Source organism: Pseudomonas paralactis, assembly GCF_001439735.1.
Taxonomy (GTDB): Bacteria; Pseudomonadota; Gammaproteobacteria; order Pseudomonadales; family Pseudomonadaceae; genus Aquipseudomonas; species Aquipseudomonas paralactis.
Genome location: NZ_JYLN01000004.1, coordinates 222,588 through 235,115, shown reverse-complemented (window position 1 = coordinate 235,115; position 12,528 = coordinate 222,588). Strand labels below are relative to the sequence as shown.

12 protein-coding genes and 1 tRNA gene are annotated in these 12,528 nt (G+C 59.6%); 7 read left to right on the top strand and 6 right to left on the bottom strand.

Annotated features, from left to right (window positions below; genetic code table 11):
• Positions 1-3: 3 nt before the first annotated feature.
• The 5 genes from hisA to TX23_RS12595 form a co-directional block, all read right to left on the bottom strand.
• The gene (hisA, locus tag TX23_RS12615; protein WP_003187784.1) at positions 4-741 is read right to left on the bottom strand and encodes a 1-(5-phosphoribosyl)-5-[(5-phosphoribosylamino)methylideneamino]imidazole-4-carboxamide isomerase; all 738 of its coding nucleotides are present in this window, start codon (positions 739-741) and stop codon (positions 4-6) included.
• Positions 742-780: 39 nt separating this feature from the next.
• On the bottom strand, positions 781-1,038 hold the full coding sequence (locus tag TX23_RS12610) for a DUF2164 domain-containing protein (RefSeq protein ID WP_014716514.1): 258 nt from the start codon (positions 1,036-1,038) through the stop codon (positions 781-783).
• On the bottom strand, positions 1,038-1,676 hold the full coding sequence (gene hisH, locus TX23_RS12605; RefSeq protein ID WP_057702445.1) for an imidazole glycerol phosphate synthase subunit HisH: 639 nt from the start codon (positions 1,674-1,676) through the stop codon (positions 1,038-1,040). The genes TX23_RS12610 and hisH overlap by 1 nt, the downstream gene beginning before the upstream one ends.
• Positions 1,676-2,272: an imidazoleglycerol-phosphate dehydratase HisB gene (gene hisB, locus TX23_RS12600; RefSeq protein ID WP_003187781.1), complete on the bottom strand. Its 597-nt coding sequence runs from the start codon at positions 2,270-2,272 to the stop codon at positions 1,676-1,678. Before hisB ends, hisH begins: the two co-directional genes overlap by 1 nt.
• Positions 2,273-2,478: 206 nt before the next feature.
• Positions 2,479-4,140 carry an OFA family MFS transporter gene (locus TX23_RS12595; RefSeq protein ID WP_057702444.1) on the bottom strand — a complete coding sequence of 554 codons (1,662 nt, stop codon included), beginning with the start codon at positions 4,138-4,140 and terminating at the stop codon, positions 2,479-2,481.
• Between the two features lie 326 nt (positions 4,141-4,466).
• On the opposite strand from TX23_RS12595, the gene TX23_RS12590 reads away from it, so the two are divergent.
• The 7 genes from TX23_RS12590 to TX23_RS12560 all read left to right on the top strand — a co-directional run bounded on the left by TX23_RS12590 (position 4,467) and on the right by TX23_RS12560 (position 10,872).
• Positions 4,467-6,683, top strand: coding sequence for an AsmA family protein (locus TX23_RS12590; protein ID WP_057702443.1), 2,217 nt, complete (start codon positions 4,467-4,469; stop codon positions 6,681-6,683).
• Positions 6,680-7,747, top strand: a complete 1,068-nt coding sequence (gene mutY / locus TX23_RS12585) for an A/G-specific adenine glycosylase (protein ID WP_057702442.1) — start codon at positions 6,680-6,682, stop codon at positions 7,745-7,747. Before TX23_RS12590 ends, mutY begins: the two co-directional genes overlap by 4 nt.
• Complete coding sequence (locus tag TX23_RS12580) at positions 7,744-8,016, top strand: oxidative damage protection protein (RefSeq protein WP_032894036.1); 273 nt, start codon at positions 7,744-7,746, stop codon at positions 8,014-8,016. Before mutY ends, TX23_RS12580 begins: the two co-directional genes overlap by 4 nt.
• 103 nt (positions 8,017-8,119) lie before the next feature.
• Positions 8,120-8,195, top strand: a tRNA-Phe gene (locus TX23_RS12575).
• Positions 8,196-8,229: 34 nt separating this feature from the next.
• Complete coding sequence (locus tag TX23_RS12570) at positions 8,230-8,754, top strand: energy transducer TonB (RefSeq protein WP_244885952.1); 525 nt, start codon at positions 8,230-8,232, stop codon at positions 8,752-8,754.
• Between the two features lie 86 nt (positions 8,755-8,840).
• A complete protein-coding gene (locus TX23_RS12565) occupies positions 8,841-9,512 on the top strand; it encodes a hypothetical protein (protein ID WP_057702440.1) in 672 nt (223 codons plus the stop codon).
• 199 nt (positions 9,513-9,711) lie between these two features.
• On the top strand, positions 9,712-10,872 hold the full coding sequence (locus TX23_RS12560) for a Fic family protein (RefSeq protein WP_057702439.1): 1,161 nt from the start codon (positions 9,712-9,714) through the stop codon (positions 10,870-10,872).
• Positions 10,873-10,894: 22 nt separating this feature from the next.
• Here TX23_RS12560 and TX23_RS12555 read toward each other — a convergent pair whose 3' ends face one another.
• A complete protein-coding gene (locus TX23_RS12555; protein WP_057702438.1) occupies positions 10,895-12,502 on the bottom strand; it encodes a hypothetical protein in 1,608 nt (535 codons plus the stop codon).
• Positions 12,503-12,528 lie beyond the last annotated feature (26 nt).

Genomic DNA, 12,528 nt, shown 5'->3' with positions numbered 1-12,528 from the left:
TCCTCAGCCGTTGTAGGCGTCGCAGTAAGCCTGAGCTTCGGCGACGTCCAGGGTGCCTTCATAGATCGCACGGCCGGTGATGGCGCCGATAATGCCGGGAGCCTTGGCGTCCAGCAGCGACTTGATGTCACCCAGGTTGTGTATGCCGCCCGAGGCGATCACCGGAATCTTGGTGGCCGCTGCCAGGGCTGCGGTGAAGGGTACGTTGCAGCCCTGCATCATGCCGTCTTTGGCGATGTCGGTATAAACAATGGCAGACACGCCGTCGGCTTCGAACTGCTTGGCCAGGTCGATCACCTGCACGGTGCTGATTTCAGCCCAGCCATCGGTGGCAACAAAGCCGTCCTTGGCATCCAGGCCGACGATAACCTTGCCGGGGAACGCACGGCAGGCTTCGGCGACGAAGGCTGGGTCTTTCACGGCCTTGGTGCCGATGATCACGTAGCTCACGCCCGCTTTCACGTAGTGCTCGATGGTCTCCAGGGAGCGGATACCGCCGCCGATCTGGATCGGCAGGTTCGGGTAGCGCTTGGCAATCGCGGTGACCACCTCGCCATTGACCGGCTGGCCTTCGAAGGCACCGTTCAAGTCCACCAGATGCAAACGACGACAGCCACCTTCCACCCATTTGGCGGCCATGCTCACCGGGTCATCGGAGAACACCGTGGAATCTTCCATGCGGCCCTGGCGCAGGCGTACACAAGCGCCGTCCTTGAGATCGATAGCGGGGATAATCAGCATCTGGCAAACCTTATTCGATATTCAGCAATGCTTGGGAAATCAGGGTTTCTCAAGCGACCACAAGTCGCTTTCGATGCTTTCGAACCTTTCTTTAAGGAGCGTCTGCGTGTCGAAAACCGCCCTGTTGTAATAATGCGGCGCCACTTCGGTGGTGAACAGCTCAAGAATCTCGGCGACCTCGAACGAACCCAGCTTGAGCTCGAAGCGGTCTTCCATGAAACGTTTGATCTTGTCGGTGGCCGCACGCTCCTGCTCGGGCGTGAGGTTCAAGATCGGCGGCTTCGGTTTCTTGGCCATTACCAGCGACCATCCCACGCGGCGAAGTTCTGCAGCAATTGCAGGCCATGGGTATGGCTCTTCTCCGGGTGGAACTGCACGGCAAAACGCGAACCTTCGGCCAGCGCTGCGGCGAAGTCGACGCCGTAATGCCCACCACCCACCACCTGGCGCGGGTTACCGGCGGCGATGTAGTAGCTGTGCACGAAGTAGAAACGCGCCATGTCCGGGATTTCATGCCACAGCGGGTGGTCGACGGTGCGGCGCACCTCGTTCCAGCCCATGTGCGGGACCTTCAGGTGCTCACCACCTTCATGCAGGTCTTTGCCAAAGAACTTCACTTGGCCCGGGAACATCCCGATGCAATCGACGCCACCGTTCTCTTCACTGCTGTCGAGCAAGGCTTGCATGCCGACGCAAATACCGAGGAACGGGCGATCCTGGCTGACCTCGCGCACCAGGCTGTCAAAGCCCAGGCGGCGGATCTCGGCCATGCAATCGCGAATCGCGCCAACGCCGGGGAACACCACGCGGTCGGCTTCGCGAATCACGCTGGCATCGCTGGTGATCAGCACCTTGCCGGCGCCTACGTGCTCAAGGGCCTTGGCCACCGAGTGCAGGTTACCCATGCCGTAATCGATAACCGCGACCGTCTGCATTACAGAACGCCCTTGGTCGACGGCATTTGCCCGCCCATGCGCTCATCGACCTCCACAGCCATGCGCAACGCGCGGCCGAAAGCCTTGAACACGGTTTCGATCTGGTGGTGGGTGTTGGTGCCGCGCAGGTTGTCGATGTGCAGGCTGACCAGTGCGTGGTTGACGAAGCCCTGGAAGAATTCCTGGAACAGGTCCACATCAAAGCCACGGCCCACGTTGGCGCGGGTGTAGGGTACGTGCATCTGCAAGCCAGGGCGGCCGGAGAAGTCGATGACCACACGCGACAGCGCTTCATCCAGCGGGACATAGGCATGACCGTAGCGACGGATGCCTTTTTTGTCGCCGATGGCCTTGGCAAAGGCCTGGCCGAGGGTGATGCCCACGTCTTCCACCATGTGGTGGTCGTCGATGTGCAGGTCGCCCTTGCCGACGATATCCAGGTCGATCAGCCCATGACGGGCGATCTGGTCCAGCATGTGCTCAAGAAAAGGGACACCGATATCAAATCGGGCCTTTCCGGTGCCATCCAGGTTGATCGAGGCTTTGATCTGGGTTTCCAGAGTGTCGCGCTCGACAGATGCCTTACGTTCGGCCATCACCAGCTCCGCAAAATCATTGGGCGAAAAAGGCAGCCATTATAGGGGCGCGGGCGCTAAACAGAAACAACGAAGGGGATAAGACTGACGAGTTGGAGCGAGGAATGTCGGGGATAGACATGTGCATACATGTGAGCATGGGTTTATGTAGGAGCTCCCACACAAGCCCGGCCCCCACAGGAGCCGGGCCCACCCTTATTGCGGTGTCAGTGGAACAGTACTGCGGTCTTCTGCAGGGTCACCCACACACCCCACGCCAACGGAATACCGACCACCAGCCAGGCGGCGATCGCCAACGGCTTGCTGGCGGCGGAGGCCTTCCACTCCAGCACGGTGGTGGCATCGGCACCTTTATCATGACCCAGCGCCTGTTCGGCTGCCAGTTCGGCGTCGCTCATGAAGTACTTGTCGGCCACCGGGCGCACCAGCAGGTTGCAGATGAAACCCAGCACCAGCAGGCCGGCGAGGATGTACAAGGTGATGTCATACGCCGCGGCGCGTTCAACGCCGATGCTCAACTGGTACTCACGCAGGTAGTTCACCAGCACCGGGCCCAACACGCCCGCAGCGGCCCAGGCGGTCAACAGGCGACCGTGGATCGCGCCTACCATCTGGGTGCCGAACAGGTCGGCCAGGTAGGCCGGGACCGTGGCAAAACCACCGCCGTACATCGACAGGATGATGCAGAACGCCGCCACAAACAGCGCCACGTTGCCCAGGTGCCCCAGGTTCGGGATCAGCGCGTACAGGGCAAAGCCCAGGGCGAAGAACACGAAGTAGGTGTTTTTACGCCCCAGGTAGTCAGAGAACGACGCCCAGAAGAACCGGCCACCAATGTTGAACAGGCTCAACAGGCCGGTAAAACCAGCGGCAATGGCTGCAATGGAGGCCAGCTGACCGGCATCCAGTTGACCAAATGGCACATCAACACCCAGCAACTTGCCGCCGAACACTTCCTGCAGCAGTGGCGAAGCCATGCCGAGGATGCCGATACCGGCCGATACGTTCAGGCACAGCACCAGCCATACCAGGCGGAACTGCGGGGTTTTCCACGCCACATTCACATGCACGTGACGGTGAGTGATCATCGCATTGCTGGCTTTTTTCGCCGGCGCGGTCCAGCCCTCAGGCTTCCAACCGGTCGGCGGTACGCGATACAGCAGGGCGCCACCGATCATGAACACGAAGTAAATCGCCGCCATGACCACAAAGCTCTGCCATACACCGACGCTGGTCGGCGAAGAGAAATGGCCCATCAGTGCCGCAGCCAGGGGCGCACCCACCATCGCGCCGCCGCCAAAGCCCATGATCGCCATGCCGGTAGCCATGCCGCGCTTGTCCGGGAACCACTTGATCAAGGTCGAAACGGGCGAGATATAGCCCAGGCCCAGGCCGATACCGCCAATCACACCGGAGCCGATCCACATCAGCCAGATCTGGTGGGTATAGATACCCAGCGCCGAGATCAGCAGGCCACCGCACCAGCACAACGCCGAGACAACGCCGGCCTTGCGTGGCCCGGCATGTTCCAGCCAGCCGCCCCAGATTGCTGCCGAGCAGCCCAGGAAGATGAAGAACAGGGTGTAGATCCAGCCCAGCATGGAGATAGGCCAGTCGCATTGGGACGAGAAGACTTGGGCGATGAAGCTCATGTCTGGCGCGCAGGCGACCGGTGCGGTGATACCCAGCGCCTTGGACAACGGCAGCCAGAATACCGAGAAGCCATAGGCCATGCCGATGCACAGGTGGATGGCCAGTGCGGCCGGTGGAACCAGCCAGCGGTTGAAGCCCGGCTTGGCGATGATGCGTTCCTTGGACAGGAACGCAGGCTGTGCGGCGGCAGTGCCGGCCACAGTGCTAGTGCTCATTAGTGTTTCCCCCAGTTATTGGTATGCGTCCGTCAGGCGCTCTCCTCCTCGGCCTTGCACGCAAAGCGTGGCCGTTTTTGTGAGTGAAGCTCCATTTGAAGCGCGACGATACGTCGCAGAAGGCGGACGAACATGCAGAGATTAGCATCAGTGGATGACAGAAAAATCAAACTGCCACCACCTTTTTAGGATTATCTGTACTTTTTTGACGTCAAAATCTCATTTCACCCCTCGTGGATACAATGTAACGATCCACGAACTGACGCAGGCCGTCGGGCGTTATACTCTTCGGCTAAATTTTGAAATCGACATACAAGGACTCGCCCATGAAAGCGTTCGGCAAAATCCTGGGTCTGGTACTTCTGGGGCTGTTGCTGATCATTGTGGCGCTCGGCTTTGCCCTGACCCACCTCTTCGATCCCAACGACTACAAAGAAGAAATTCGCCAGATAGCCCGCGACAAGGCCCACATCGAGCTGACGCTCAATGGCGATATCGGCTGGAGCCTGTTCCCCTGGCTGGGCCTGGAACTGCACGAGGCCAGCGTCGCGACCCTGACCGCACCGACTCAACCGTTTGCCGACTTGCAGATGCTCGGCCTGTCGGTACGCGTACTGCCGCTGCTGCGCCGCGAAGTGCAGATGAGCGATGTGCGTGTCGAGGGCCTGAACCTGCGCCTGAACCGCGACAAGCAAGGCCACGGCAACTGGGAAGACATCGGCAAGAACCTGCCTGACGAAACCACGGACACTCCCGCTCCCGCGCCGGTCGAACCGGTGGCCGAAACCAAGCCGGAAAAACCGCCACAGCCGATCCGCCTGGACATCGACAGCCTGACCATCAACAACGCTCGTGTTGAATACACCGATGAACAAACCGGCAAGCAATTGAGTGCCGAAAGTATTCAGTTGAGTGCCGGTGCCATCCACGAAGGCGCCAGCATTCCGCTCAAACTCACCGCATTCCTGGGCAGCAACCAGCCACTGATGCGCGTCAAGACCGAGCTGAACGGCAACTTGCGCATCCAGCGGGCCCTCAAGCGCTACCAGTTCGAAGACATGCGCTTTAGTGGTGAAGCCACCGGCGAGCCGCTGCAAGGCAAGACCGTGAGCTTCTCTACCCAGGGCCAATTGCTGGTGGATCTGGCGGCCAACGTCGCCGAATGGACCAACCTGAAGCTGTCGGCCAACCAGTTGCGGGCCCTGGGCGAACTGAAGGTCAACGACCTGGACAAGACCCCGCAGGTCAGTGGCGCGCTGTCTGTGGCCCAGTTCGACCTGGCCAAGTTCCTTGAAAGCATCGGCCACCCGCTGCCAGCCATGGCACCGGGCAGCCTGAGCAAGGTCGAACTGGTGAGCCGCCTCAAGGGCACGCCCACCAGCGTGGCCCTGGAAAACCTGAACCTGAAACTCGACGAAAGCACCTTCAGCGGCCGTGTCGCTGTTGAGGATTTCGCCAAGCAGTCCCTGCGGGTACAGCTCAAGGCCGATACCTTCAATGCCGACAACTACTTGCCGGCCAAATCCGAAGCGGCCAAAGGCGCAACCGCCGCTCGCCAGGCCGAAGTTCAGAGCAGCGAGGCCGGTGCGATGGCGGCCGGCGGCAACACGCCGCTGCCGGACGCCCCGACCAAAGGCGCCTGGAGTACCGACAAGCTACTGCCGCTGACCCGCTTGCGCAGCCTGGACATCGACGCCGACCTTGCGTTTGGCCAATTGACCCTGAGCCAGTTGCCGATCCAGAACGCGGTACTCAAAGCCTCCGGCATAGACGGCCAGCTCAAGCTCGACACCCTGAGCGGCGGTCTCTATAACGGCACCTTCCAGGCCAACGGCACGCTCGATGTGCGCCAGGATCTCCCGCTTCTGGCCGTGCAAACCCATATCAAGCAAGTACCGGTTGAGAAAATCCTGCAGGCCCAGGGGAAAAACCCGCCCGTCAAAGGCCAGGTCACGCTGGACAGCAACCTGACCGGGCGCGGCAACAGCCAGAAGGCATTGATCGACAGCCTCAACGGCACCGCCAGCTTTGTGATCAATAACGGTGTGTTGCTCAACGCCAACATCGAGCAGCAGGTTTGCACCGGGATCGCCCTGCTCAACCGCAAGACCCTGAGCACTGTGCCACCGGGCAAGGACACCCCCTTCCAGGAACTGCGCGGCAACCTGACGTTCCGTAACGGCGTGGCCAGCAACCCCGACCTGAAAGTGCGCATCCCTGGGTTGACGGTCAATGGCAATGGCGATGTCGACTTGCGCGTACTGGGCATGGATTACCGCGTCGGCATCATCGTTGAAGGCGACAAGCGCGAGGTGCCGGACCCGGCTTGCCAGGTCGGCGCCAATTTCCAGGGCATTGAAGTGCCATTGCGCTGCCGTGGCCCGCTGGAGCTGGGCGCCAAGGCCTGCCGTCTGGACAAGGACGGCCTGGGCCAGGTCGCCCTCAAGGCGGCCGGCAATCGCCTGAACGAGAAGCTGGAAGAGAAGCTCGACAAGGTTAATCCCAAGCTCAAAGACGCATTGAAAGGCCTGTTCAACCGATGAAAAACGAGCAGTTTTCACAGGCGGTGCTGGACTGGTACGACCGCCACGGCCGCCACGACCTGCCCTGGCAACAGGGCATCACGCCGTATCGGGTCTGGGTGTCGGAGATCATGCTGCAACAGACCCAAGTGAGCACCGTGCTCAATTATTTCGACCGTTTCATGGCGTCTCTGCCCACGGTCGAAGCCCTGGCCGCCGCGCCGGAAGACGAAGTGCTGCACCTGTGGACGGGCCTGGGCTACTACACCCGGGCGCGTAACCTGCAGAAGACCGCGAAGATAGTGGTGGCCGAATACGGCGGCGAATTCCCTCGCGACGTCGAAAAGCTCACCGAGCTGCCGGGAATCGGCCTGTCCACCGCTGGCGCGATTGCCAGCCTGAGTATGGGCCTGCGCGCGCCGATCCTCGACGGCAACGTCAAACGCGTGCTGGCGCGCTTTACCGCGCAAGAGGGTTACCCTGGCGAGCCCAAGGTGGCCAAGCAGCTGTGGGCCACCGCAGAGCGCTTTACACCCCATACCCGCGTCAACGCCTACACCCAGGCAATGATGGACATGGGAGCCACGCTCTGCACCCGCAGCAAACCCAGTTGCTTGCTGTGCCCGCTGGAAAAAGGCTGCGAAGCCCACATGCTCGGCCTGGAGACGCGCTACCCGATCCCCAAGCCGCGCAAGACCATCCCGCAAAAGCGCACGCTGATGCCCATGCTGGCGAACGCCGAGGGCGCGATCCTGCTTTACCGTCGCCCCTCAACGGGCTTGTGGGGCGGCTTGTGGAGCTTGCCGGAGCTGGATGACCTGGGCGACCTTGACCACCTGGCCAACCAGCATGCACTCGCGCTGGGCAAGCATCAGGAACTGCCGGGGCTGATCCACACCTTCAGCCACTTCCAGCTGGCCATCGAACCCTGGCTGGTCCAGGTTGAGGAATCCGCCCATCACGTGGCCGAGGCCGACTGGCTCTGGTATAACCTCGCCACCCCGCCGCGCCTGGGCCTTGCCGCCCCGGTAAAAACATTGCTCAAGCGCGCGGCCGACGTATTGAACGCAGGAGTTTCGTCATGACCCGCACCGTTATGTGCCGCAAGTACAAAGAAGAACTGCCAGCCCTGGAACGCCCTCCGTACCCAGGTGCCAAGGGCCAGGACATCTACGACCACGTCTCAGCCAAAGCCTGGGGCGACTGGCAAAAACACCAGACCCTGCTCATCAACGAAAAACGCCTGAACATGATGAACGCCGAAGACCGCAAATACCTGCAGGGCGAAATGGACAAGTTCTTTTCCGGCGAGGAATACGCCCAGGCCGAAGGCTACGTCCCACCTGCTCAATAATTGATCAAAAACCGGGGTCGGCACGTAAGCGACGGTAATAATTAAATATTTTTTGAAAACTTGCTTGACGACCCCCTGAAAAACCAGTTTAATGCGCCCCGTTGCCCAGATAGCTCAGTCGGTAGAGCAGGGGATTGAAAATCCCCGTGTCGGCGGTTCGATTCCGTCTCTGGGCACCACTAATACCGAAAAACCCCAAGCGAAGATGATTCCTTGGGGTTTTTTATTGCCTGCGATTTGATGGGCTCTGGATCAACCAGAGCTGGGTGCCAAGCAGGTGAGCCTTCCAAGAGCCTGGAGTTAAAGTACGCTGTAGCGCTCCCGAGTAAGGATGCAGAAGAATTCAAGGAGATATTTATGAAGTACTGCTGGATCGCACTTGCCCTGCTGCTTGGCGCCTGTGCAAGAACCCCTTCCCCTGAGCAACAGGCAGAACAGCAGTTATGGGAACAACAGTTGATCACCCATATACAACTGTTCAAATTCTATCCGGCAAACGCTCAGGCGCAGGGGCTGGAGGGCCAGGTCAATATTGAATTCGTCATCGATGCCCACGGCAACCTGCTGCGTCAGCGCGTGATCAGTCACTCAGGCTCCGAGCTGTTTGTCGCTGCCGTACAGGCTTCTCTTCCAGCCGCATCGCCAATGCCCGCTCCGCCTGCGTCAGTTCTTGAGGATGGTGAAGTCGAGGTGCGTGCGCCCTTCGTATTTTGCCTGACACCATCCTGCGCAGGCTAAGCTAAGCCCCAGAGCGATTGAGGCTTGTTTTTCACTGGCTTCAATCGTTCACCCTTTACCCAATTCACAGCTGTAAGGTTCCTTTCATGAAACGCCTCTTGCTCTGCTCGCTATTACTGCTGACTGCCCTGCTCAGTGGATGCGCCACGCAAATGGACGTAGCGATTTACGCAACACCTGATCCGGACTATCAATTTGACCGCCAGGCAACCGTTCTGGTGACGTCCGTCGGTGGCAGCGACGAAAACGCACTCAATGCCCGCTACTACCTGCGCGACATGGTCAGCGCCATGAAGGACCAGGGCTTTCGCAATGTCTTTACCGACACCACGCTGCCCAAGAACCACGCACCGATCAAGTTGACCATCACCCTTGATGTCGAAAGCAAGCAGGTCACCTACCGCTACACCGCTACCGACTATGGTCAGGTGGCAACCAGCACTACCACGCAGTGCAAGAAGAACAAGAAGAAGACCGACCAACTGACCTGCACCAGCGTCCCGAACACCTCCTATGGCCCGGTGGGCACCTCGGAACGCACCGGCTACACCACCCTCACCACCTTCCGCGCGACCGCGCGGGATGAAGCGAGCAAGCGCGCGGTGTACGTGCTTCGAGTATCGTCCTATAACGAAGACTGCCAGGCGGCCAAGGTCGAAGCCTTCCTGGTGCAGCAGGGCCTGCAGAACCTGAACTTCCAGGACCGCGTGCAGCGCAATTACACGGTGACGATGCCTGAGGGGTATCGCTGCAAATAGCTTGCTCCCGTCCGGATACAGCTTGGGTACCCTGACCAAAGCTAACCGGACCCTAGTTTCATTTAGGATGTTTTTCACTTATCCGAATTGATTTTTTGAGATAGTGTAGAGCCTCATCAGGCCCCTAATGCCTAACCCACGGGCATCAAATCAGCCTGCTTTCGAGATAATCAAAATATCAATTGGAGATACTTTCCATATGCCCGAGTTTGCTCATCACGATCTGGAGCTGTTGAACCCCTCGTTCGACTCGGGCCTGGTTGATGTTCTGAGCGAGCTGGAACACCTGCGCCGCCTGCAACTGGGTGGCGATACACCGCCTGCTGTTTTTTTCCAGTTGAAAGCCCTGTTTCATACGCTTGAAAGCCTGGGCTCTGCACGGATCGAGGGCAACCACACGACACTGGCCGACTACATCGAAAGCAAAGTTGAAGGGGCCGCCGAGGCTTCAGATCCGTTGCGGGAAATTGCGAATATCGAAAAGGCCATGGACTACGTCGAAAGCATCATGCAGCCCGGCGCTGATCTCACGGAGTTTGCGATTCGAGAGCTTCACTCAATCACCGTCCAGGGACTGCAACGCGAAGGTGATCGTACGCCAGGCGCTTACCGCGAGTCCGGGGTCAGCATTGCCCAGTCCGACCACCTCCCGCCCGAGGCGGTGATGGTGCCAGGCTATATGCAAGAACTCGTCGCCTTTGTGAATAAGCAGGATGCCCCCAAGTACGATCTGATGAAAGTCGCGCTGGCCCACCACCGGTTTGGCTGGATCCACCCATTTGGCAACGGCAATGGCCGCGTCGTGCGCCTTCTGACCTACGCACTGTTGATGAAGTACGGCTTCAACGTCAGCGCTGGCGGCCGAGTCCTGAATCCGACGGCAGTCTTCTGTATCGACCGCGAAAAGTATTACTCGATGCTTTCCACCGCAGACACAGGCACCAAGGAAGGCCTTGAGGCTTGGTGTACGTATGTGCTGGCAGGCATTAGAGATGAATTAGAGAAAGTCAGCAGGCTGACTGACTACGGCTACCTGACCAAGCAAATTCTTGCCCCCACCATTGCATTGGCGAAAGACCGCACATGGATAACGCCTCTTGAAGAGAAAATTCTGAGCACGGCGATCCAACTGAAGGTGGTCAAGTCGGGCGATATCGCTGACGCTCTACCGACACTCTCCGCCGCCCAAAGAACCTATCAAATAAAAAAACTGGTCGACCAAGGGATGCTGCTTCCCATCAGTCCAGGTGCACGGCAGTACACAATCGGGTTCTCAAATAATTATTTGATCAGAGGCGTTATCAAATCCCTGCGCGAAGAAGGCTTTATCCCTGAGCAGCTAGACAAGCCTTATCTATGAGGGGGCCCGCCAGGTTGCCCCCTCACTTCAGCAAAAACACCATCAACGGATTGTCATTCAACCGCCCCGCAAAGCTTGGCGCCAATTGCTCCACCGGCGAGCCTTTCAACAGCGCAGTCTCCTTGCGCGGCACAATCACCCAGCATGGCCGCGGTAGCGCGCTCAGCTTCTCAAGCTGGTGGCGGCCGACAAACAGTGGTTGCTCATCGTGATCCAGATTCATCATGTAGCGCACCGCCCAGGTGTCTCGGGCCAGGTCGACAAATACCAGAGGGCCTGGCTGTGATTCCCGCAGCGCCTCCACCTGGCTGACAAACCGTCGAGTGTCGAATTGCAGGTCTTTGGCCGGCTCTATCACCGCTACCAGCAACAACCATTGCGCCGCCAGTGCGATCACGCTGAGCCACACCAAACGCAACGGCCGGCGCCAGGCAATCAACGCCGCAAGTTGCAGCACCCCCAACACACCCATCATCAACGGCAGGGAAATATCCGGCCAATAACCCTGCTTGTGCCAGATGTGCCGACATACAAACAACGCAACCACGCACAACGCCGGCAGCGCCGCGACAAGCCCTTCGTAACAGCGGCGCACGCCCAATAGCCAGCCTTGCGCCTGGAGCAGCCCGTAGGCCGCGACAGCCGCAAACATCGGCACCATCGGCAAGATGTAATAAGCGCGCTTGAAGTGCGGCACTGACAAGCCGAGCAGAATCATCAAGCCACAAGCCCCGAGGCGCACCAGCAGTTGCAGTTGCTCATCGGCCCAGCGCTCCGGCCAGCGATGGCGCAGCGCGACCAGAGTGGCCAACGCCAGCGGCACCACCGGGAAGTAGCGGTACAAACTCAGCTGAAAGTAGAAATAGAACGGCTCACCAGACTCATCCAGGCGCCCGCCGACCTGCATCTTGAACACTTCATCAGCAAAGGCATCACCACCGCTGAACCGCGCGAGCTTCATCAGCAGCCACCAGCACACCGCGAGCAGCACCAGGCCGATAACGCCATGGATCAAAACTTGCCGGACACGCTCGCCCGGCCTGCCCAGCGCCCAATACACGCACGCCACTCCACAGACCTCGATCAACCCCAGCGGGCCACGAATGGCGAAGGCCAGGACGAACAACGGGAACACCGCCAGTTGCCTCAGTCGTGAGCCCAGGCGCTCCCCGCTGTGCAGCAGATAGAAACTGCCGACACACAGCAGCGCGATCATCTGGTCCAGGCACACCGAGCGGGATTTTTCGAGCAACTGGGTGGTGAGCAGCGTCAGCAGCACAGTCAGCAGCGCCCATGGGCGACTGAAGGGCGCCAGCAAGCGGTACATGAGCGCAATCACACCGGCGGATGCAAGCGCGGTGGGCAGCACATTCGCCAGATGGTTGGGCGCATCAAACCAGCGGGCGAACACAAAACTGAAGAAGGTCGCAGTGCCTGGGTAGTCCGCGTAAGGCTGACCGTAGGTGGTGGGGAAAAAGCTTGCGCCGTGGCGAAACATTTCCTGCATGAACAATGCCCAGCGCCCATCAAAGCCCTGGGGTTGCTGGTCCCAGATGCCCAACGTGAACAACAACAGGGCGATCAGAAAGAGGCCCAGAGACTCCAGGCGAAAACGGTTGCGATGATCCATCGGGTGACCTGTCAGGTGGGAGGCGC

Excerpts from the sequence above, each read along its gene's own strand:
- TX23_RS12590 (WP_057702443.1), top strand. The coding sequence starts at position 4,467 with ATGAAAGCGTTCGGCAAAATCCTGGGTCTGGTACTTCTGGGGCTGTTG.
- hisA (WP_003187784.1), bottom strand. The coding sequence starts at position 741 with ATGCTGATTATCCCCGCTATCGATCTCAAGGACGGCGCTTGTGTACGC.
- hisH (WP_057702445.1), bottom strand. The coding sequence starts at position 1,676 with ATGCAGACGGTCGCGGTTATCGATTACGGCATGGGTAACCTGCACTCG.
- TX23_RS12555 (WP_057702438.1), bottom strand. The coding sequence starts at position 12,502 with ATGGATCATCGCAACCGTTTTCGCCTGGAGTCTCTGGGCCTCTTTCTG.
- TX23_RS12580 (WP_032894036.1), top strand. The coding sequence starts at position 7,744 with ATGACCCGCACCGTTATGTGCCGCAAGTACAAAGAAGAACTGCCAGCC.
- TX23_RS12560 (WP_057702439.1), top strand. The coding sequence starts at position 9,712 with ATGCCCGAGTTTGCTCATCACGATCTGGAGCTGTTGAACCCCTCGTTC.
- TX23_RS12610 (WP_014716514.1), bottom strand. The coding sequence starts at position 1,038 with ATGGCCAAGAAACCGAAGCCGCCGATCTTGAACCTCACGCCCGAGCAG.
- TX23_RS12595 (WP_057702444.1), bottom strand. The coding sequence starts at position 4,140 with ATGAGCACTAGCACTGTGGCCGGCACTGCCGCCGCACAGCCTGCGTTC.
- TX23_RS12565 (WP_057702440.1), top strand. The coding sequence starts at position 8,841 with ATGAAACGCCTCTTGCTCTGCTCGCTATTACTGCTGACTGCCCTGCTC.
- hisB (WP_003187781.1), bottom strand. The coding sequence starts at position 2,272 with ATGGCCGAACGTAAGGCATCTGTCGAGCGCGACACTCTGGAAACCCAG.
- mutY (WP_057702442.1), top strand. The coding sequence starts at position 6,680 with ATGAAAAACGAGCAGTTTTCACAGGCGGTGCTGGACTGGTACGACCGC.